This window comes from Cylindrospermopsis sp. CR12 (assembly GCF_001432185.1).
GTDB lineage: Bacteria > Cyanobacteriota > Cyanobacteriia > Cyanobacteriales > Nostocaceae > Raphidiopsis > Raphidiopsis raciborskii.
This window is the reverse complement of record NZ_LMVE01000094.1, coordinates 1-22,554: the sequence shown is the minus strand read 5'-3', so window position 1 is coordinate 22,554 and position 22,554 is coordinate 1. Positions and strand designations below refer to the sequence as shown.

At 37.7% G+C, this 22,554-nt stretch carries 18 protein-coding genes and 1 pseudogene; 12 read left to right on the top strand and 7 right to left on the bottom strand.

Translation table 11 applies throughout. From position 1 onward, the window contains the following. Positions 1-53 precede the first annotated feature (53 nt). Positions 54-303 (top strand): annotated as a pseudogene (locus ASL19_RS18280) (ATP-binding protein); the annotation flags it as partial. A 176-nt stretch (positions 304-479) separates the two neighbouring features. Here the strand turns inward: ASL19_RS18280 and ASL19_RS10725 are convergent. From ASL19_RS10725 to lepB, 3 genes are read right to left on the bottom strand one after another with little or no spacing between them, the layout of a single operon-like run. Next, positions 480-2,207 carry a R3H domain-containing nucleic acid-binding protein gene (locus tag ASL19_RS10725; RefSeq protein WP_057178339.1) on the bottom strand — a complete coding sequence of 576 codons (1,728 nt, stop codon included), beginning with the start codon at positions 2,205-2,207 and terminating at the stop codon, positions 480-482. Positions 2,208-2,250: 43 nt separating this feature from the next. Further along, entirely contained in the window at positions 2,251-3,372 is a 1,122-nt protein-coding gene (ldpA, locus tag ASL19_RS10720) for a circadian clock protein LdpA (protein ID WP_057178338.1), read from the bottom strand. Between the two features lie 22 nt (positions 3,373-3,394). Next, entirely contained in the window at positions 3,395-4,045 is a 651-nt protein-coding gene (lepB, locus tag ASL19_RS10715) for a signal peptidase I (RefSeq protein WP_040008994.1), read from the bottom strand. A 295-nt stretch (positions 4,046-4,340) separates the two neighbouring features. Here lepB and ASL19_RS10710 point away from each other — a divergent pair, with 295 nt between their 5' ends. The 5 genes from ASL19_RS10710 (at position 4,341) to ASL19_RS10690 (ending at position 8,550) form a co-directional block, all read left to right on the top strand. After that, complete coding sequence (locus ASL19_RS10710; RefSeq protein WP_057178337.1) at positions 4,341-5,663, top strand: dihydroorotase; 1,323 nt, start codon at positions 4,341-4,343, stop codon at positions 5,661-5,663. A 51-nt stretch (positions 5,664-5,714) separates the two neighbouring features. Continuing rightward, positions 5,715-6,080, top strand: a complete 366-nt coding sequence (gene ebsA / locus ASL19_RS10705; protein ID WP_082604685.1) for a type IV pilus biogenesis protein EbsA — start codon at positions 5,715-5,717, stop codon at positions 6,078-6,080. A 117-nt stretch (positions 6,081-6,197) separates the two neighbouring features. Continuing rightward, positions 6,198-7,301, top strand: a complete 1,104-nt coding sequence (locus ASL19_RS10700; RefSeq protein ID WP_057178340.1) for a phosphotransacetylase family protein — start codon at positions 6,198-6,200, stop codon at positions 7,299-7,301. A gap of 93 nt (positions 7,302-7,394) precedes the next feature. Next, entirely contained in the window at positions 7,395-7,898 is a 504-nt protein-coding gene (locus tag ASL19_RS10695; protein ID WP_006277230.1) for a hypothetical protein, read from the top strand. A 160-nt stretch (positions 7,899-8,058) separates the two neighbouring features. Further along, the gene (locus ASL19_RS10690; RefSeq protein ID WP_006277231.1) at positions 8,059-8,550 is read left to right on the top strand and encodes a YajQ family cyclic di-GMP-binding protein; all 492 of its coding nucleotides are present in this window, start codon (positions 8,059-8,061) and stop codon (positions 8,548-8,550) included. Between the two features lie 21 nt (positions 8,551-8,571). Here ASL19_RS10690 and ASL19_RS10685 read toward each other — a convergent pair whose 3' ends face one another. Together ASL19_RS10685 and ASL19_RS10680 are read right to left on the bottom strand one after the other, a co-directional pair. Further along, positions 8,572-9,132: a glutathione S-transferase family protein gene (locus tag ASL19_RS10685; protein WP_006277233.1), complete on the bottom strand. Its 561-nt coding sequence runs from the start codon at positions 9,130-9,132 to the stop codon at positions 8,572-8,574. Between the two features lie 45 nt (positions 9,133-9,177). Further along, positions 9,178-9,642 (bottom strand): hypothetical protein, encoded by a 465-nt coding sequence (locus tag ASL19_RS10680; RefSeq protein WP_006277234.1) that lies wholly within the window; start codon positions 9,640-9,642, stop codon positions 9,178-9,180. A gap of 354 nt (positions 9,643-9,996) precedes the next feature. Here ASL19_RS10680 and ASL19_RS10675 point away from each other — a divergent pair, with 354 nt between their 5' ends. Next, positions 9,997-10,725, top strand: a complete 729-nt coding sequence (locus ASL19_RS10675; RefSeq protein ID WP_057178335.1) for a tetratricopeptide repeat protein — start codon at positions 9,997-9,999, stop codon at positions 10,723-10,725. A gap of 52 nt (positions 10,726-10,777) precedes the next feature. On the opposite strand, the gene ASL19_RS10670 is transcribed toward ASL19_RS10675, so the two are convergent. Further along, on the bottom strand, positions 10,778-11,188 hold the full coding sequence (locus ASL19_RS10670; RefSeq protein ID WP_057178334.1) for a hypothetical protein: 411 nt from the start codon (positions 11,186-11,188) through the stop codon (positions 10,778-10,780). A gap of 213 nt (positions 11,189-11,401) precedes the next feature. Here ASL19_RS10670 and ASL19_RS10665 point away from each other — a divergent pair, with 213 nt between their 5' ends. From ASL19_RS10665 to ASL19_RS10645, 5 genes are all read left to right on the top strand, one after another. Further along, complete coding sequence (locus tag ASL19_RS10665; protein WP_057178333.1) at positions 11,402-13,633, top strand: AAA family ATPase; 2,232 nt, start codon at positions 11,402-11,404, stop codon at positions 13,631-13,633. Continuing rightward, positions 13,633-15,231 (top strand): DUF2357 domain-containing protein, encoded by a 1,599-nt coding sequence (locus ASL19_RS10660; protein ID WP_057178332.1) that lies wholly within the window; start codon positions 13,633-13,635, stop codon positions 15,229-15,231. The genes ASL19_RS10665 and ASL19_RS10660 overlap by 1 nt, the downstream gene beginning before the upstream one ends. A 42-nt stretch (positions 15,232-15,273) precedes the next feature. Then, on the top strand, positions 15,274-16,968 hold the full coding sequence (locus tag ASL19_RS10655) for an AAA domain-containing protein (protein ID WP_161808597.1): 1,695 nt from the start codon (positions 15,274-15,276) through the stop codon (positions 16,966-16,968). A 14-nt stretch (positions 16,969-16,982) separates the two neighbouring features. Beyond that, the gene (locus ASL19_RS10650) at positions 16,983-18,791 is read left to right on the top strand and encodes a phospholipase D-like domain-containing protein (protein WP_057178330.1); all 1,809 of its coding nucleotides are present in this window, start codon (positions 16,983-16,985) and stop codon (positions 18,789-18,791) included. A 196-nt stretch (positions 18,792-18,987) separates the two neighbouring features. Beyond that, complete coding sequence (locus ASL19_RS10645) at positions 18,988-21,417, top strand: hypothetical protein (RefSeq protein WP_057178329.1); 2,430 nt, start codon at positions 18,988-18,990, stop codon at positions 21,415-21,417. A gap of 149 nt (positions 21,418-21,566) precedes the next feature. Here the strand turns inward: ASL19_RS10645 and ASL19_RS10640 are convergent, their stop codons facing one another. After that, on the bottom strand, positions 21,567-22,163 hold the full coding sequence (locus tag ASL19_RS10640) for a superoxide dismutase (RefSeq protein WP_006277967.1): 597 nt from the start codon (positions 22,161-22,163) through the stop codon (positions 21,567-21,569). Between the last annotated feature and the right edge of the window lie 391 nt (positions 22,164-22,554).

Sequence of the window (22,554 nt, the reverse complement as noted above, 5' to 3'; positions counted from 1 at the left end):
ATTTAACTCAATATCATTAGAATTACCCAACCGATTACTACTGAAGTCATTAACTAGATAGTTTGGCAGAGCGCTTACGGGAAGAGCGAGTTAAAGCCATTATTCAACCCATGTTAGCTGGATTGGACTTACCAGATACCCCAGAGGATGATCGCCGTTTCTCGCTAGATTTAGGCTTGGTAAAGCGCATTCCCCTGGGCAGAATGACCTAATCCTATTTACCAGGAAGTGATTCCTCGTGTTTTGTCCCAGGGTAGTCAGGACAGTCTAACCCAAATTCAACCCACTTGGTTAAACACTGACAAGTGATTTTCGATCGCCGTCCCGGGTTACCACCCATGGGTGATTATCGTAATTCGTAGTTAGGGCGATCGCTAAGTAACTAAGTATAAAAAAGGCTTTGGGTGCTACTCCCAATCTTGAACTCTTTCAAATTATCTGATGTTAGAGGGTTAGTGTCCCCTCTCCCCTGGTCCCCCCTAAGCTGGATAAATCCTCAACCTCCTATTTGGTTCCTCCCCAAAACTATGGGACTTCAATCGATAATGCTCCACTAACTCATGCTGCATCTTACGCACATGGGCAGAACGAGGTAACAACTCTACTGGTTGACCTTTAGGAATGACAATTTGTTCAACTGCTAATCTCGCCTCCTCTAAAGCGTCAATTTCATCATCACTACCCTCATGCAATAGTAGTTGTAATTCACAATCCTCTCCCAAATCCAGATCATCCATATTCAATAATCTTCTCAACCCACGACTAATTTGGGGAATAGCACTGGATTTAATCACATGTATGGGTAAATGACGAGACTTAGCTAATTGCCTGAGTTTTACCTGATTTTTAACATGGGAGCGCAAAGCTAAAATTGCATCCGCTCCATCAATATCCTTTGTTAAAGCAACAGGTAACTTCAACACCTCAATTACATGTTCCAACTGATGACGACTCACTCCATAAGGATAAACATGCAAAGGTAAATCTTCCCCATTTGGACCTGCTGATCTAATTTTACCTAGGTTAAAACTGTCACCCTGGTGAAAAGACTCATCCAACAACCGGTCAAACTCACTGGATGTTCCCCGTTCTCTCTCCGGAGACAAAGGGGGTAAAGCTACCATATGACCAGAAGCACGCCAACCATTTACCTGTTTGATGGGTAAAGACTCTTCTTCACTTGCTAAACCACTTCCATAACCATTCACCAGTGTTAATGGTCGAGCAATGGAAACTTTCCCCTGTTCGTCCACCGTTCGCGTTTGAGGATTGGGTTGGCGTCCTCTTAATAAAGCATCAACCGTATCAGCCACGCTTTCGTGTACCACCCAACGCTCCCGCTCTAACATTTCCACAGCAATTTCAAAGGTAGGGGGCGCTTTCCTTTCCAGTACGGTTTTTTGGGATCTACGTCTTCTAGCTTCGTCATCTCCTAGAGTTACTGCTTGAATACCACCCACCAAATCCGAAAGAGTCGGGTTTTTAATTAGGTTCTCAATTTGATTTCCGTGAGCAGTACCCACTAATTGTACCCCTCTCTCCGCAATTGTCCGTGATGCTAGAGCCTCCAACTCCGTACCAATCTCATCTATAATTATCACCTCTGGCATGTGGTTTTCCACAGCCTCAATCATTACCTGATGTTGTAATTCCGGTCTAGCTACCTGCATTCTTCGAGCGCGACCAATGGCTGGATGGGCTATGTCACCATCTCCAGCAATTTCATTGGAAGTGTCAATAATAATTACTCTCTTATGCAGATCCTCGGCTAATACACGGGCAATTTCCCGCAAAGCTGTTGTTTTACCAACCCCTGGACGACCTAGCATGAGGATTGATTTACCCGTTTCTACTAAATCTCGGATCATCCCAATAGTACCAAATATGGCTCGACCTACACGGCAAGTTAAGCCAATAATTTTACCATTGCGGTTGCGTATGGCACTGATACGATGTAAAGTTTGCTCGATACCAGCTCGATTATCTCCGCCAAAATTTCCTACTCGTTGAATACAATCATCTATTTGGGACTGGGTAACGGGGGACTGACTTAAATACTCAGCAGTACCCGGAAACCGAGCTTCTGGGAGACGCCCTAAATCCAACACCACTTCTACTAAATTATCCCTTTGGGGATGATCTTGCAGCTGTTTTTCCAGGTCTTGGGGTAAAATTTCCAGTAACTTTTGCAGGTCTGTAATCGTCATGCTTTCTATGGTGGTGACGTTTTTAGAGATAACAAATGAGCTATTAGAGATCTGACTGTGACTTGATTTGAGATACCAGAGAGCTGGCAAGTTTTACTGCTTGCCAGAGCAGTTCTGGTTCATCCTCTAGCCGTTGACTTTTTCTTAGACTGGTGTTTACCTCCCAACTTTCTAACTGGTCAATCACTGGTGACAGCAATACCCGGGCATAGCTTCCATAAGCAACACCCGCAAGTTGACCCGGGGAATTCTCTAATTTTCCATTCCCTAATATCCCCAGGGCCTTTAATTTGGAAGCGGTGTAGTTATTAGTACCGCCTGCCAACTGCACATGTCCCGGTAAGTTTGCTGCTAAAACTTTTTGTCCTAATTTTATCGCAGCTATGGTAGTACCATCCCCTATATCCCCACTCATAGATCTGCCATCTGTCTGCCAAATTAAAACTTGTGGAAGAGGTACTATCAGATTATAAACTGATTTTAAGTAGTCAATTAAACCCTCTCCATCATTGCAACTGATGGCTAATAACTTTAATTTATTTGCCCAGGGGGCTATTTTCGACCACAAGTCCTCAAACTCTGGCAAACGTCCCACTTTTGTATGAATTTCAATGGCATCTATTCCCGTGGACATGATCAAGGGTAGAATTGCTCCTAGAGGTGATAAATGAGAGACTGTGTCAATTATCCCATAAGGACAAATGGGGACACAACGTCCACACCCGTAACATTTTTCTCCAATAATTCCTGAAGAACTATCTTTTTGATTGTTAATTTGACTATTAAATACTATAGCCTGAGCAGGACATATTTTCTCACAAGGTTTGGAACAATTGTCTGGACAGTCTCTGGGATTGAATTTAGCTTTTCTAAAGTGTGGATCTTCACCGTCGTTGAGACTAACCATTAATAAGGGTAAGTTCCCTTGCCAGTTAAATCCTTTTGCTTGTGTTTCTTTTACAAGGGTTTTAGCAACTGAAAAGGCCTGTTTAACCACATCAATTACAGCCGGATCAGCAGCAACATCTATACAGTCTGCACCTGCTAGGGTGTAAGCCAAGGTTAAACTCCTAACTGATGGTAAATGTTGGAAACTGGCACCACAAATCAGTTTGAACCAGTTACTTTGTCTAAGGGATCGTAAGGGGGCTAATAGTTCGTTCATTCGAGCCAGGGTGAGAAACTGGTCATTCTTGGGTCGGGTATAGGGGAGGTGAGTCAATGCCACCAATCTTGTTCAAAGGCCAGAAACGAATTACGGCACGTCCAATAATTTTTTCTCTTGGCACAAGTCCCCAACAACGTCCATCATAACTGCTGGGACGATTATCACCTAAAACTAAATAGGAGTTGGGTGGTATGGTTTGTGGTTGGGATAAGAAGGGACGCTGCGAAGTGGTTGTACACACATCAATACCTGTGCGCACGGTGGGAAATAAATATTTTTCTTCGGCCAGAGATTTATTGTTAATATAGACTTTGCCATTCTTTAATTCTACCCTTTCACCCGGTAGACCAATAATGCGCTTGATGAAGGCATCATGGAATTGTTCCTTTTGTAGTTCATCTGTGGGGGAAAATACAACAATATCCCCCCGTTCAGGAGGAGAAAATTTATATTTCACCTTATCCACAATAATCTTATCCGCTTGCCATTGATCTTGTACACCATGGAGCGTGGGTTCCATTGATCCTGTGGGTATCCACCGCGCTTCAGCCACTAGGGTACGAACGCCTAAAGCTAATATACCGCTCAGCGCTAACGTTCTAACAACTTCCTTAATCCAGGAATTATTCTTTTTTTCACCGGAGTTTTGCTCGGACACTTGATTTTGCATGAAATTACTAGGTTTGGCATTGGGAACCATTGACCAGAAATCGGAAAAGGTTGTTGACCAACTGACTGGAACAGGCCCTAAACCTATTCTGACATAATATTCCCAGTTGTTAATAAGTAGACATTAGTCAGAAAATTTACCCTGTATACAATAAAATCTAAGTATAGCCCTAGCTAAAAGGCTATATAAGAGGCTGTATATACAAATCTCAACTTGCCTGCCCATTTTCTGCTAGAATGAACTAAGTTAAATTACCGTAATCAAATTTGTTTTAGTTTTATATATTAATACTAACATGTCCAATTATCCTAGTTTATTGATTCGTCAAGCCCGTGTGCTGCTACCCAATGGTGATTTTATAACTGGGGATGTGCTAACCCAAAACAACAAAATAGTACAGGTAAGTTCAAATATATGTGCTGACACTTCTGTTGTGGAAATAGATGCTCAAGGATTAACTTTACTTCCCGGGGTAATTGATCCCCAAGTGCATTTCCGTGAACCCGGTTTAGAATACAAGGAAGACCTATTTACTGCCAGTTGTGCTTGTGCTAAAGGTGGTGTCACTTCCTTTTTGGAAATGCCAAATACAAAACCTTTAACTACTAATCAGTCAGCTTTAGACGACAAACTTCATAGGGCATCTCAAAAGTCTTTGGTTAATTATGCCTTTTTTATTGGAGCAACAGCAGATAACTTAACAGAGTTACTCACGGTTAATCCCACACCGGGAATTAAAATTTTTATGGGTTCTATGCATGGCGACCTATTAATTGATGAAGAAGCCATTCTAGACAGAATATTTTCCCAGGGTAGTCGCTTAATAGCTGTTCACGCTGAAGACCAGTCCAGAATTCGTCAACGTCGTCAACAATTTGCCGATATTCACGACCCAGCCATTCACTCTCAAATTCAAGACTCCCAGGCCGCTTTAAATGCAACCCAGTTAGCACTAAAACTTTCTCAAAAGTATCATAGACGTCTACATATTTTACACTTATCTACAGGAGTGGAAGCAGAATTACTGCGTCAGTACAAACCTAGCTGGGTAACGGCAGAGGTCACACCACAACACCTGTTGTTAAATACTGAGGCTTATAGCACCATAGGCACCCTAGCACAAATGAATCCTCCCTTGCGATCGCCCGAGGATAATCAAGTGCTATGGCAGGCTTTGCGAGATGGTGTAATTGATTTCATTGCTACAGATCATGCTCCCCACACCCTAGAAGAGAAAGCCCAGATTTACCCTAACACACCTTCTGGTATGCCAGGTGTAGAGACTTCTCTTCCATTAATGTTAACGGCAGCAATGGATGGTAAATGTACTGTCTCCCAAGTAGCAAATTGGATGTCTAAAGCAGTAGCTGTGGGGTATGGAATTCCCAATAAGGGAGAAATTACTCCTGGTTACGATGCGGATTTGGTCTTAGTGGACTTAAATAATTATAAACCTGTAAAAAGGGAAGAGTTATTAAGCAAATGTGGTTGGAGTCCATTTGAGGGTTGGAACTTAACAGGTTGGCCCGTACAAACCATAGTAGGTGGTCAAATTGTCTATGCCGAAGGGAAAGTAAACCCACAGATTCGCGGTCAGGCATTAAGTTTTAGTGGTTAGCCATCAACCACAATAATTTTTTAGTTTATTTCTTAATCTATTCAATTGTCTATGGATCAAATATCGCCCGCTGCTACACACGAAATCAATGCTTACTTGCCATATATTCAGGGTAATAAGCGTAATTTATTACCCTGGGCTATCACCCTCTATCAAAAGGGTTGTATTGATGGGGAGCGGAAAATAGAAGGTAGTGACAATATTCCCTTCACGGCCAAATGGAATATTAGTACCCTACCTACGGATTTAACTTGTTGTAGTGTACACTTTCATGCTCCTGGGGAGTTTGCCTATGAAGTAACTATGACTGGCTTTGAATTTGTAGACTTTCTAATTCAAGTCATAGAAAATTATAAGAGAAATAGAATTGTTGATTTTTCCAAAGCCTTTTACCGTAAACTCCTGTGTCCGGAATAATGGTTTTTGGAAATTATAGCTTTAATTTCAGAGCAAACGGTAAGCTCTACCGAGATTACTTGTGGAGTAGGCAAACCCGATAAAAATATCGGACAGTTCAAATTAGGAGCGCAGGGCGTGGCAACATCTGTTAAAAATTTTAAGTATTTGCTAATTGGCTCAATAGAGGCTTACAGCGGCAAATCTGCAACCCTGCTGGGGTTATCTTACCAACTAAGACAAAAGGGATTAGATATAGCCTATGGCAAACCGCTGGGTAATAGTGCATTCAATCCCAAGATCAATCCGATGGAAGAAGATGTGCAATTTATGATCGAAAGCTTGAAACTGGGTGAAAATCTGGTTGCACCGACTCTGTTGGGCTTAAATGAGGTTAGTGTGCAAAAACGATTAAGGGGTGAGGATAAAACTAATTACCAGGAACTACTGGTAGAGCATTATTTACAAGTCCCACGGGGAGATTTGATGCTCTTGGAAGGGCCAGGTAATTTGAACGAGGGAAATTTATTTGGTTTATCCTTATCAGAAGTTGCTAATATCTTAGATGGTGGTGTAATTTTAGTCCACCGTTATCAGTCTCTCCTCTCAGTAGAGACAATTTTATCAGCCCAAACAATTATAGGTTCTAGATTAGAAGGAATCAGCTCACGCTTGCTTGGTGTAATAATCAATGAAGTCCCCCCAGAACAGTTGAACACTGCCAATGATCTCCTGCGCCCATTTTTGGAAGAACGGGGAATTCCTGTATTAGCCATACTGCCAAAGAACGCCTTACTCCGTAGCGTTAGCGTACGGGAGCTAGTCAAACAGTTGAAAGCTGATATTTTATGTCGTGAAGATCGCTTAGACTTATTAGTCGAAAGTCTGGCTATTGGGGCCATGAATGTCAATGCCGCAGTTAAATATTTCCGCAAACGTCGTAACAAGGCAGTGGTTACAGGAGGGGATCGGGTAGAAATTCAACAAGCAGCTTTAGAAACATCTACTCAATGTCTAATCCTCACGGGACAATTACCTCCTCCACCTTTCATCCTGCACCGGGCCGAAGAACTGGAAATTCCTATTTTATCAGTGGATCTTGACACCTTGACCACAGTAGAGATTGTTGATCGAGCCTTTGGTCATGTTCGGTTCCATGAACCTCTTAAAGTGGAGTGCATAAATCAACTAATGTCCGAACACTTCGATACCAACCGTCTCTTGTCACAACTAGGAAATTAAGAAAAAAGATAGAAATCTGTAACTTCATTTGGCCGATTACCTGCAGGCCATTTGGTACAATAGTTGGGTTGTTTAATCCGATAATCTCTATCTTTGAGCCAGTCAACAGAACTGATTAACCTGGATACTTTAGCACAGGAACTGGCGACAATCCAACAAACTGGTTCCAAAAGAATCGCTCTGTTAGGTTCCCGTCACGTACCAATTACTCATCAAAATCTTATTGAAATGATGACTTATGCCCTGGTTTTGTCGGGCAATCGCATTATTACTTCCGGTGCTACAGGTACTAACTCCGCTGCTATCAGAGGTGCGACTCGTGCGGATCCGAATTTACTGACGGTAATTCTACCCCAAAGTTTGGAACGCCAACCCTCTGAATCCCGCCAACAACTAGAGCAGGTGATGCATCTAGTAGAAAATCCTAGTAATGATAATCTTTCCCTAAGTGAGGCTAGCCAGTTGTGCAATAGAGAAATTGTTTCTCGCTGTCAGCAATTGGTGTGCTTTGCCTTCCATGATAGTCGTACTCTCTTGGAAACTTGTAAAGAAGCGGAAGAACAAAGAAAAGTGGTAACCTTGTTCTATTTCGATTAAAATGAGATCATGGCCCCAACCACTTACAAGGGGTGGAGTAGGGCCAAAACGCCTACTGATACGAATGACTAATTACCAGTGAGTACTGGGTAATAACTATAATTACTCAGTATTCATCATTATTCATTTAAGATAACACTAAAGGTATTATATTTTTCCTATGGCATCTAGTTTTTCTTTCGATATTGTCAGCGATTTTGACCGTCAAGAATTGGTCAATGCGGTTGATCAGGTGATACGAGACATCAAAAGCCGTTATGATCTCAAAGATACCCAAACCACCGTGGAGTTGGGGGAAAAAACTGTTACTATTAATACTGACAGCAATATGACTTTGGAGTCAGTGCATGGTATACTGCGGGAAAAGGCTGCTAAACGTAATCTATCACAAAAGATCTTTGATTTTGGTCAGGTTGAGTCTGCTAGTGGTAATCGTGTCCGTCAAGAAATTACCCTGAAAAAGGGCATTAATCAGGATATTGCTAAACAAATATCTAAACTAATTCGTGACAATTTTAAGAAGGTACAGGCTTCTATTCAAGGGGATGCAGTAAGGGTTACAGCCAAAGCCAAGGATGACTTACAAGCTGTAATCCAAAGCTTAAAAGAAGAGGATTTTCCTGTAGCTTTACAATTCACTAACTACCGTTAAAACGAGGAATTTCTCTTTCAACTAGTTACTTCTTGCACCTATGGTGTTTTGAAATGCTGGACGAAGGGAGATGTTATGCATGTAGTTTAAGACTGCTGGGTAGTTACTTAAGTCCAGCTTCAGCATAATGGGGATATAGCTGAGTATAGATCCTACAGCTACATCAGCAACGGTAAACTGATCCCCTAGTAGAAATGGTTGTTGAGAAAAAATATCATTTAAGGGACCTAATAAACGCGGCATTTCTTTTTCTCGGTTGGTTTCTATGAATATACCTGTGGCTAAGGTCGAATTAGCAAATAGTACCCACTGGTAAAAGGTTGCTTGGGTCTCTAAAGATGAGGATACCTGACTGTACTTTTGGGCCAAGTATAACAAAATTGCTCCCGATTCCCAAAGTTTTAACTCACCATCTACAATTGCTGGCACTTTTCCAATAGGATTAATTGCTAAGAAATCTGGTTTTAGATGCTCTCCTGCTTTCATATCCAGATTCACAAACTCGTATGGAACATTTAGCTCCTCTAAATACCACTTAATAATTGATGCTCGACTAAAAAGGCTACCGTATAGTTTCAACATATTTGACTAATCATTACTCCAAGTTTTTCAAGTGGTAATTTATCTTTAAAGCACCTTGTGGGTGTGGGAATGTTGTTTAATATTGTCTTCTTTGGTAACAATTCTAGCAGCGTTTAATACTCGTTTACGCTCCGTAGAATAATTAAAATCACTTTTAGTTGTGCCAAGGGGAATTAAGCTTTGAGCTGATTCCCGTCGTTTATAAGTGCGCGTCGCAGAAAATGTTCTTGGCAAAAACTCTTCGCTAAATTGGGCAGTTTCAGGAAATCCAGAGGGTAATAACAGGTTTTCTCCATCTAGTATGGATCCTAAAGTGGTTGCATAAGCTAGTTTGTATGATGTAGGTATCCCTTTTATTATCGCTTCTAATGCTGCTGAAGGAATTGGTTCAATAATTTCAAGTTCATGCACCTCTCCATCTTCCTTATAAAAACAAGTCGCTAAACCAATAACTATATAATCATCGGTTCTCAGGTCTAAACCATTGGGATGGGAAATTGCCGTTGTCATGGAGTTTACTCGGAATGTGAATTTTTCGTGAATTTTTTGGTTTATGCAATAGTAGGGGGTGACACTAGGAGCTGACCACACAGAGTATTAATCAGCTTTTTGCTTGATTATAACTCCTTACTTCCTCAATTTTGACACACATCCAAATTCTGTCTGGAATTAGTCTTGGGAGTGATGTATATGTTTCTGGGTCTATGGCCTAATTGTATAGGTAGTTTGAATTGATTCTCACCTGTTTACTCCTTAATTTCTAAATGGCACACAGATGGCAGTAATACAGTAGTATAATTGAACTACCAGCAAGAAAAATTTTATCGTTTGATTTCATAGGGCAATTAGCTTGAGCAGAAATATATGGATAGTTACTCTTTTTTAAATTCTCACACTCACAATAACCCTTTATATAAAAGAAACAATTGGCAAAGTTCTTACAACTCTTATAACCAAAAAGAATTAGCAGATTCAGATATAGGCACTTTAAAGGATGAAAAGTATATGCGATCCTACGCTTTAAAGTTAGCTCATCAAGGAGAGTACACAAAGGCGATCGCCTTGCTGGACCGAATAATTGATAGTCATCCTGAAAATGCTATTGACTATAATAACAGGGGATTAATCTACTTTCAAAGCGGTCATGCTCAAAAAGCACTTCTGGACTACAATACTGCCATGCAGCTGAACCCCAGGTTGGCCAGCGTTTATAATAACCGAGCTAACTACTATGCTGCTCGTGGTGATTTAGTTAAGGCACTGTCTGACTATGACCAAGCCTTGGATTTAAATCCCCGCTACGTACGCGCCTGGATTAATCGAGGTATTACCTTACGAGAATTAGGAGAGTACAAAGATGCCATTGATGATCTTGAAGTTGCCCTGCTGTTTGGTCAACTCGAGATTCACATTTGGTCAGAACGGGGTAGGAGTTACCACCTGTGGGGTGATTGGAACTGTGCGATCGCAGATTACCGTAGGGTCTTATCCCATACAATGTCTTTAGATAAGATAGAGGATATAATCACCTATAGGCTAAGGCTACAAGTGGAAAATTGGTTAGGAGAATTAGGTTTTTCCACATATAAATGAACTAAATATATAAGTGGGTGGGCGGAATTAAATATAAATTGTGCCTCCCCACTTACTGCGTGGAATCTGGGGGTTCGACAGTTTTTCTGTCCGGATTAACCAGTATAATTTGCCGCTGGTTAGGTTGTAAGCGGTAGGAGTGTTCTCTCATAATGCTTTGAGCTTGACTAGGATCAAAATTACGGGTAAATTCTTCTCTTAAGGTGCCAACGCGGTTTTTCATAATCTTAACTTGTGTCCCTATATTTTCTAACTTGTCTTGCTGTAACAAGTAATGGGGGAACAACCGTGTCAGTGCGGATATTGATACTGAAATAATAAGTAAATTTACTATAATTTTGCCAAAAACTTCCAGTCCCATAATTAAATGCGATCGCTGGCGAAGGTGTCTTTTCAACTGACGGCGTACAGTTGAAGATTTTTTTTCAGGCTGTAGTGGTGGTATATATTCAAATGATTTCATTGTGCTAAATAGCCCTGACGTATCATGATCACCATGGTAATCCATATGAGGAATGTTTGACAAGTATGTTGACACTTTGCTGGCAATGTGGGTTGGAAGCAGTTCAACTATTGACCTGCTAAGTGGCAAAAATATCTATCTTTTGATAGATGCTAAGTGGCTTTCCGCTTGTTTACAGTGTCTATGTTGTATAAAAGGGGGTATTGGGTTAGCATGAAGGACCTGATTATAGTTAGTGGGCTTAGTGCGGGTGTGGGTATTGGTGTTATCTTGATGGGTATAGCCAATGGACAAGCTAGTATAGGGGTATTAAGTAGCACTGCTGGTGCTATTATGGGAGCTTCTGTAGTTCGCAGGTTGGAAGATGATAGAAATCGGGTCACATTAGTTAAGCTTGAGGAACTAAAAAATCGGGAACTGACAAGACAAGAATCAACAAATCTAACCCAACAAATAGAAACTCTTAGACCCACTGTAAGCCAGTTACAACAAGACCGAGAAAGGGAAGAAGAAAATCTAGTAGTCCTGAGAGGGAAATTAGGTAATCAGCAAGCTGAGTTAGAATTCATTAGAAGAGAATGGGAGCAAAATCAGTCTAGATTGGAAGATATTAGCCAAACAGTTGCCAATCTGACAGCACAAAAACAGGAATTGGAAAATCGCATCAGTGTGATTAATCAAGAGAATCCTCGTTTATTAGAATTGGAAGAACTCAGACGAGCAATTGAACAATCTAGAATTGAGAAAAGTGCTTTAGAAGGAAAAATCAGTGGGCTCACCTCTCAACTGGAATCCTTAGATTCCCGCAGACAAGAAACTGTTTCTATTGAATTGGAATTACGGGCTAAAGAAATTGATTTAGAGAAGTTGACCACACAAGTTGAAAATCTGAAAAATCAGTCTCAGGAACTAGAACAACGTGCAGCTGATTTAGAATTGTTGCGTTTTACTTATGATAATATTATTAAACAAAACCAAGATTATGAGGTAAAAGTTAATCAGTTAAGACCAGAAATACAAAGGTTAGAATTAGAAAAACAACAAATTTTACATTCAATCCAAGAAAATCAAAACGAATACCAAAAAGTCCAAGAATTAAGAGAAAAATTACATAGTTTAAGACTGAGTATTGCAGACGAAAGCTCAAGGTTAAGAGAGGTAGAAACAGAAACACAGACTTGGCAGGGTAAGAAAGCAGCTTTAGAAGAGAGCAATGGTCATTTACAAGAACAAAAACAGGAACTTGAAAGAACAATTAGTAGATACAAACAGGAAATTGTAGAAATAGAAAATAGTGCAGAATTAGCCTTACAGCCTTTGAAAGAAAAGCTTTGGAATAATCTACCACAAATAATTAAACCAAGAAAGCAAGAATCAGAATTTATAGCTGATTTTATTACTAGAATTAGGTCCCAAGGATTAACTTTTTCAACTAGAACAGTTAATGCTTTCCACACATCTTTAAAAGTACAAGACATTTCTGCCTTAGTAATTTTAGCAGGGATTAGTGGGACGGGTAAAAGTGAACTACCGCAAAGATATGCCAATTATCTTGGTGCCCAATTACTAACATTAGCTGTACAACCACGATGGGATTCTCCTCAGGATTTGCAGGGTTTTTATAACTATGTAGAAAAGAAATTTAAACCAACTGACTTAATGAGAGGACTATATCAATATGGACAGCCAGACATGCAGGATAGAATAGTCATTGTGTTACTGGATGAAATGAATTTAGCCAGAGTAGAATATTACTTTAGTGAGTTTTTATCTAAATTGGAAAGTCGCCGTAATCATGCGACTTACTTGGAACTTGATGTGGGTAGTTTACGAATTCGTGAAAATGAACGTCGTTTACAAATTCCCAACTCCTTTTTATTTGTGGGAACGATGAATGAAGATGAAACTACACAGACCCTATCTGACAAAGTACTAGATAGAGCAAATGTCTTAACCTTTGGTAGACCCCAAAATTTAAAATTGCGTCAGGAGAATCAAGGAGCAGCAGTTCAACATCACGATTCCAGTTATCTACCCTATTCTCATTTTCAATCGTGGGTGAAATTGCCCAATCCCAATTCTGAAATAGTTAGGAGCGTCAAATATTTCCTGAACCAAGCTAATGAGGTAATGGAAAAAATGGGACACCCTTTTGCCCATCGTGTTTACCAAGCTATTACTCAATATGTGGTTAACTATCCACAAGTGGAGAGTATTGAATCCCCAGCTTTTAAATTTGCCCTCGCTGATCAATTTGGACAGAAACTGTTGCCCAAATTACGAGGAGTCATGGTTGACGAAGCTCATGAGCAACTAGAAGAAATGGGCAGAATTATTGATGATATCAATGATCAACCATTAATTACAGCCTTTGATAAAGCAAGAAAGGGGCGTTACGGACAGTTTACTTGGCAGGGTTTAGTATATGAAGATGAAGAGGTATAATGAAAATATATTCCAATTTATTTGCCTATCTGAATCAGTCTGAACCGATTTCAAATTCGACTGAATTGAGTGCCAGCGATCGTCCAATTATTGTTTTGGAACCACATGAAGATTTATCTTTATCGTCTTGGTTTATCACTATCGTTCCGGGAGTTTATCAAATCGGTTTTCCCTATTTACAACCAGCTAATTTATCCTATTCTGATGAACATAATTGGCAGGATTTAAGGTCTGTATTGAATTTAGAAGTTTCTAAAAAATCTTATAAGTTACCTATCATGGGTCAAGTTATGGATCTAGAAACTATCAAAGAGGAAGCAGAAATCGAAGAATGGGAAAATAGATTAGGAAATCGTTTGGATAAAACAGTATCCGAATTAATCCGATTATTTATTGGCATGTTTACAGACATATTTAGTGGAGAGAATACCGTAAGATTTAATATGGAATCTCATATTTTGCTCAGTCGAGTACCACAAAAGTTACAGTCTGTGAACCTTAAAGATGCCAATTTACCAATTGTAATCAGCTTAGATAAAAAATATCAATTGCGCCGAAAGTTAGAATTAATTGGTGACAAGCTACGTCATCAACTCAGAAGACAAGCAGAATCAATGCCAGTAGGAAAAATTCAAGAAATGGATAGTTATTGTTTACGAGATTATATTCGTAGACCTGGATTAACTGCTGTAGAAAAAGCTGGTTCAAAACAAGAACTAATGGGGATTCAAAGATATCAAGATTTTAACACTCCTGAAAATAAATTTCTGGTTTATTTTACTCGATATTTACACTTGAGTTGTTTTCAATATGAAAGAAGTGGAGCAGTTCAGTTTAGGGGAGAAGTTAGAAAAATTAGATTAGTAATTGATTTGTTTCAAAGTCAGCCAATAGTTAATACCATTCAAAATAAAAACTATCAGTTCACAAAACCAAATTATGTACTACAGCAAAATGCTACATATAAGAGTTTTTATCAGGCATATTTAGAATATGTACGCAAGAGGTATGAAAAAGAGAAGTTATGGAGTTTTAGAAATTCCTTATTGGCGGATGTGGTTTATATTTACTTCACAGCGGCGTTACTCAAATTTAATCATGTAAATATAAATGCTGGTTCGCTGGTTAAATCTAACTTAATTGCTGATCAAGGATGTTATTTAACTAGAAATCAAAATGTTACAGTTAGAGTATTTTTACAGAACCAAGTTTATGTATTTGGCTTGCAGAAACCAGCTGAAATTTCTAGAGGTGATTGGGTGTTAACCTTACAAATTCATCAGTTAGATTCTAGGGAACTAAATTCCACAAAGTTAGAATTTCCCATTTGGGTATTTTGGTATGTTCCCAGTCAGGATATAATTAGTGAAATGCAAAAAAGGAGTAGAAGTTTTGATTCATTTTCACAGGCAATTGTATTATATTTACAAGAAAATCCATCAACTTATAATTCGAGTTATGGAGAAAATCATAATCTACAAATTTTATCTCCAAATATCAGGTTAATGAAGTTACCAGAAAATTTGACGGAGCAGGGATTTGATCCAACCGTTGAAATAATTAACAGAATGATTACCAATTTGCTTAAAGGCAATTAACATAATATGACTTATAATGAGAATTACAACATGGACTTTAGTATGAACTTTAATGAACCTAATGAAACGGAAGAAAATAAAACTGAGGAACTTGATAGAGGCGGATTTAAAAGACAATTAAAAAAATTAATATATACAGCAGCTGAAATTTCACCTGTTAGCCAAGCACAATGGGAAAAACTATTAGAGATTTACAATTTTGCCTCATTATCCATAGAATTAATCATACAAACGATCTGTAGGAACAACGCATTTTACTCTCAGGAGCGATTATCCTTAAATTTTCCTTCCATTAGTCCTAGGATTCCCCTGAGTGCAAATCAACAAATAGCATTGGAAATGGCACTTTCAAATAGTCCTATTACTGTGATTTCTGGAACAGGAGCAACAGGAAAAACCTCCATTGCTAAGAATCTTGCTCAAGTGGCTATTGATTCTTCTCATAAGGTGTTGATTTTAGCTCATAATTTGGCATCTTTGTCACCCTATTATAATCTAACAAATTATCCGCTGGTACTTTCCCAACAGGGAGATTATTATCAAAAGGTGATCAATCGCTTACGTTATGATAATTTAGCTCAAGCTAAAATGGATTATTTGCCATTACATTTGCTACCAGATGTAGAGTTATCAAAATTAAGAACACCAGCAAAATTAGAAAGATGGTTGCCAATTATTGAAAATAACAGCTATCAACAATTAGCAGATATACTAAAGTTAGAGTCAGAATTTCAAAACTTAACTCAAGCAAGACTACACTTATTAGCTTATCGGTTGAAACAACTATTGCCTTTTTTACAAGAGCAATTAAGATTAAACCAAATTTATAATCACCTCTCACAAGCAGGAATTGAAGAAATTGCCCGTCAACTTTTAGCCAATCCACAAATCACTATTACTGGTACTGTTGCTGAGTTCATGCAGGTGGAAAATAGGCTTTTATGGGAAACTAGTTTTGATATAATCATCGTAGAAGAAGCAAATCGTCTTCATTGGATACAGCTATTATTTTTGGCAGGATTATGCAAAAAACTGGTTTTATTTGGTGAAGATATCCCTCCAAGATATGGACAACCTAAAAAATCCATCCCATATCCTTATAACTGTTTGCAATTTAATTGCTTTCAATGGCTGCAAAGTCATTTATCACCGGCTTATGTTTATACATTAAAGGAACAGTTTAGGCTACATTCAGCTATGGCTAAAATTGTCTACCCTTCTATTTGTAATCATTGGGTATATAGTCAATCACATTATATTGATAATAGCCTATCTGGAGTCAACCTATCGCAAATTAATAGAAGAGTTGTTTGGCAAGATGTATCTGACACAATGGTAGGGGATAAACCCATAGCAGAAAATATGATTAGATTTTTAGAGAAATTAATCAGAAATCACGATGGACAAGTTATGTCCGAAATAGGGATGATTACATTTTCTCCAACCCAGACAGATGCTATTAAGGAAATTTTACCTACAATCTCATCCATATATCAGAATCAACTATTTGTTGGTACAGCAGGAGAATGGAGTGGAAAGGAAAGGAAAATCATTATGGTTAATTGTTCAGGTAATCCTAAGGATATTTCAGTAGAGGATATTAATATAGCCCTAACAAGAGCAAAAGATTATCTATTTTTATTTGGTGACTGTGATGTATGGCTAAGATATAATTCTCCCCTTAAAGCATTATTGTATCATCCTGCTGTCTCTCAAGAACGTCAAGTTGTCATCTAAATCAACCGTGAATTATGAAAATACAAGTTAGATTATCGGGAAAATTTGAAAGATTGCTATTAAATGCAACACAAACTACATCCGTATCCTTGAATTATTTAATTCAAGAAGTACAAGCGATATCTACCAAATATCAGAGAAGAACACCTGAATTGTTACGTCACTCTTTCGGATTAGATTTTATCCCAGAATCGGTTTTAATTAATTTGTGCAAACAAAGTCGTGGTGCTATGAGAGCAAGTGATATTTACCAAGTACCAGCTCTGAAATTGCTCAAACATATAGACTCTCAATTAAATGATCGAGATATTCAGGAATATGCTTATAATTTTGTCTGCGAGGAAGGAAGCATTAGTTTAACAGCAGAAGATACACAAATTCCTATTTTTTCTGGTGCTGTTTGTGAACAAATGGGAAATTACCTCCTGACCTTACAAGAATCTGATTACCCAGGGTTAAACTCAGATTTTATCCAACTACTATGGAATACATCTGAAGATTATTGGCACAATTTACCTGATTTGGAAAAAATTAATTATGCTTTGAAATCTCATGATTTAAATAATTTCTTTCTTAATTTTGACTGTCACCTATCTAATAATAATTTTCAACAAGTAAAAATTTGGATTTCCATAGAGGAATTACCCCTGAGATTAAGATCTGCTATTACATTCCTAGGATTTAGTAGTAAAATACAGGAAGATTATATATCAAACTTAACTACAGATGTTCAGTTACTAGTTGATCAATATGTGTCAACATACCAACATCAACCCATAGGGTTACCTGATGAAATACAACCAAATCCCTCACATGGGTCTCAAATTAGTTTTGTAATCGATAGTGGTAAAAATCGGAGAACTATCCACCAAATTATTGACCAAGCAAGTGAGTTTTTACTAGTTTCTAGTTATATTATTGAGGATGAGAACTTAACGGAATTAATTTGTCACAAGTCCGCAAAATTACCTGTTTATATATTAACAGATTTAAACAATGAACTTTTAGACCGCATTGATGAACAAATATCAGATTCTATGGTCATACCCGAACAATATCAAATAACCGATGAACGTAAAAAATCTTGTTTGAGAATGGTGCTGAGTGAGAATATACCTATTCGCAGTGGTGCTTTTCATTTAAAAACCTATATTTCGGAAAAAGCTGCTTATCTGGGATCCTGTAATCTGACTCGTCGCAGTTTGGACTTTAATACAGAAGCTGGAATAGTGGTTAGTAATAATTCTCAGCATGAACACCTAATTAGTTATTTCCAAAACTTTTGGTATAATCACAGTAAAAATGAGGTTATACCTGATGCTAATAGTGATGGGTTTAGGTTGCGCTCCGTTATTTATCCTCATCAAAGAAAATATAGAAAAAATCATGACAACTTTTTGACATCAGCACAATATCAGCAAGATTTGATAGAAAACCTACGCAATTTTCCCCAAAATGAACAGATCAGAATTTATACTCGTAGTTTTCAACCATCTAGGGAAATAGCAGGTTATCTCGGTGCATTAAATACGAGGGTTTTTATTGATTCGAGTGCGTCTATGAGATATGAAAACTTCTATAGGAAGAGCTTTAATGTTCAGAATATTCGCAAGATTGATAATCTCCATGCTAAGATTACTATCTTAGGGGATAAAATAGCTTACATTGGGGGAATTAATTTTAATTTCAATATTGATTTTATTTTCCATAATAATCCTAACTTGAATCATTCAAATTTACATGATTTGATGTATAAAACTACTAATAAAATGGAAATTAACGAAATCATTGATAGACTAGAAAATCTAAATTTAAAAATCTAAATTTATTAAAGTAATTTAGAGAGTAAGTGGGTGGATGGAATTAAATATGAGAGGAACGTAGGTTGGGTTGAAGTATGAATGAAACCCAACGCCCGCATGGGTTTAACCCATCCTACAAATAATTATGCCTCCCCACATAATTTAGACCAGGTTCAAAAAAACACAAAAATTTAAAATCAGTAAGGAACAGGAAAATATGCCTAGATTATTTAATTTACAATCTTATTTTGATGCTTGTGAGTATACTTTTTTAGTGAAGGAGGAATCTGATATAGTTCCTCAATCGAGTAGAGACTACAAATCGTTTCTGGATAAATATTCTAATTATCCTTATTTAACTGCACCAATAGGTAATAATTTTCTTGCTTCTGAGTTAACTATTAATTCCCAGGAGTTAAATTTCCTATCTATGGGAACTGAACTAAGGGGAGGAGATAGGGAGCGTTTATTTATCATTAGTGATACTTTAGATTTAATGACCCTGAGTATGAGGTATGGTCTGGGATCTACGGACGGTTATTTATATAGCAGTGCTTATCATTATTGGAGTCACCGGGAAGCAATTGTTGAAAGACACCTATATAACCCCTCCCCCAAACCATTTAAACCACTAGTATTTATTGATTTCGATAGTTTTGATATTTCTAGTTTACTTCCAGTTACCTTTATACAACCAGAAAATAGTCCCTACCAAATTCCTATTCTTGATACTAGACATCAGATATCTTTACCTAGTGTATGCAATTCTCAAGCAACATATTTACGGGTATGTTATTCCATAGCTGAGTTTTTATTACAGCAGCAATTCCCTCAATTATCTACAAATCAGGAAAGCATTAACCACCTGGGTGATTATTTACGCAAGATTAATTTTTTCAGATTTGTTCAATCTCAAATTGCTCAAGAGTCTATAAGTTTGATTATCGAAGTAGACCATGACCACCAAATTTTTTATAAACGAATCACTGTACTTACACTCGATATTGCTAATATTGTTTATCAGCAAATTCAACCGGATATTAACCTTGTCAATCAACTTGCTATCCAGTATCCCCAATACCAGTTTGTCTTAATCAGTCAATATAACATTTTTGAGAAAATTTCCTACCTACATTTATCTAACTTTATTTGTTTCACACCTCAAATCCAAAGGTTTTCAGAGATATGGATCCAAAAAAATCAGCTAGGGTTTCCCTTGTTTGGAATTTATTTAGATCGAATTGAGTTCGCTATAGCTATTGATAACCAGGAAGTATGGATTGAGTTATCTGATGAAAAAGATGCTATTTCTTATGAAGGTAAGCTTACAGTCTTAACAGGAAGAATAGCTAGTAGAGATCAAGACTTTGTGAGAATTCCCCGTGGTAGAAATAGTGCTAATTTACCAATTAGAGTCAATGGTTCTGATTACTCTATCAATGGTGTTCCCCAAGATTACAGAATTGATATTGAAAACTATCACAATCATCACAGCAACCAAAATGATCAAGAAGTCTTAGTACAAATTCTGTTTTATCTACAACCAGGATCTTTTCCTAGACTGGAAGTTAAAGACTTGCAAAACCAATATACTATTAAAACTAGTTTGGTCAACAGGGTTAATGTCTCTTATAGCTACATCCCCCCCTCCAGAATCAGTGAAAATCGTCAACAAAGATCTCTGTCTCAAATTAGACGTTTGAGCGCAAGTGTAGCTCTTGGAAATTTTATGAATTCTTTAAATCAAATCTCTCAAGTAAATGTCATTAATAGTCGAACTTACGAACAACTAAGTACAAGTTTCAGACAAGCTTATCAACACTTAGGACAGAAACCGAATCCTGATTTGCTACAATTTATCGAGGTTTCATCCATTGAGGATGAGGAGATTGTTACAGGGTTGAAACGAAAATTAACAAATTCTCAATTTGACACAGTAATTGATTTTATGATTACCACGACTAATCAATATCTAAGACAGAATAGACCTGTAATTTATCACCAGAAAAATTTGCTGATTAATGCAATAATTCTTACTGGTAAATTATATCAATTCTCACAATTTATATGTTCACGAGATATGTCAGATAGTTTATTTTCTGACTCCCAGGTGAAATTAATTATTGACAATAGTGGAAGGGACAAAAAAGTGTCAAATGAGTATTTACAGTGTTTATCAAGAATTGCTGTAACTGAACAACTACAACAAAGATATTTTCAATTATTTGACTTACAATATACATCTGAAACAAGTCAATACTTGTGGGGGTATGGCAGAATTTTACTTTGGTATTATGATTTTAATAATCCTTCTAACACCTTATTAACTTCTCGTCTATACCTGGAACATTTTACAAAAATTATCAACTATTTACTAACTAGACATTATAAAGATTTTGAGTTCCAATACAAACAGAATGCTTTTTTATCTCTTATTTACTTGCTAACTTTTTGCGCTTATGATGCAAATTTCTGCCGCCCAAATTCAGCAGAATTTCACCTAGCCTTGAGAGTTATTGACAAATTTCAAAATGATAGGATTATTTTGAAAACAATTAGTTCTGAAAGACCATTAAATCACTATTTTCAGGAGTTGATTGAAGGACGTTCAACAGAAGATGGCATAGCTAATCTGCTTCAGGGTTAAATTCTCCTCTCAATTATTTGTAGGATGGGTTAAACCCATGCGGGCGTTGGGTTTCATACTTCAACCTACATTCATATTCATCTTATAGCTGTAGCTATAAGATGAACGCTTAAAAGCTCGAACTTTTTATTATTAATGTCTTATCAGACTTAGCCTAAATTTGCAGCAGCAAATTCCCAGTTGGCTAAATTGTCCAAGAAGTTCTTGATGAATGCTGGACGCGCATTTCTAAAATCTATATAGTAAGCGTGTTCCCATACATCAATGGTTAAGAGTGGCTTTTTACCGTGTACTAAAGGGTTTTCGGCATTAGGTGTTTTGATTACTTTGAGTGTACCACCATCATCAACTAACCAAGCCCAACCACTGCCGAATTGAGTTGCTGCTGCTGTGGAAAATTCTTCTTTGAATTTGTCAAAGCTACCAAAGTCTTGACTAATTCTGTCTGCTAATACTCCGGTAGGGACACCGCCACCTGCAGGCTTAAGCGAATTCCAAAAGAAAGTATGGTTCCAAACCTGTGCTGCATTGTTGAAAACCCCAGCTTTAGATGCATCTTTGAAGGAAATTTGAATTACTTCTTCAAGAGACTTATCCGCCAAATCTGTACCTTCAGTGAGCTTGTTTAGGTTATCCACGTATGCTTTATGATGCTTACCATAATGGTATTCAAAGGTTTCAGCTTTCATGCCGTAACTTTCTAAAGCGTTAAAGTCGTATGGTAAAGGAAGCTGTGTAAATGCCATTTTTTCAAATCCTCTCTTTATGGTTTTCCAGCGTGAGCTATTGTCCCACCTTGGCTAGAGAAATCCCAAGCTGTGTGGCCACTCGCACCAACTATAACAGAAATTATCAAAAAATACAATAACAATACAGGGTTGTAGGGAAACTCAGGCTGCCAGTTTTAGTTCTGAAAGTGCTGCTTGGAGTTTTGCCAATGCTTTAAGTTCCGCATCTGGATATCAATTTTGGGTTAAAAAGAGTCGATAAAATCCATCCTCAAAGGATGATGAATAACCAAAGCGATCGCACTTGGTATATTCCTGATAATCATGCTCTCCAATCCTGATGTTACGCCATAAAAAAAGCCCCCCACTAGGTGAGGGGCTTTTCACTTACAAGTATTGATTATTAACC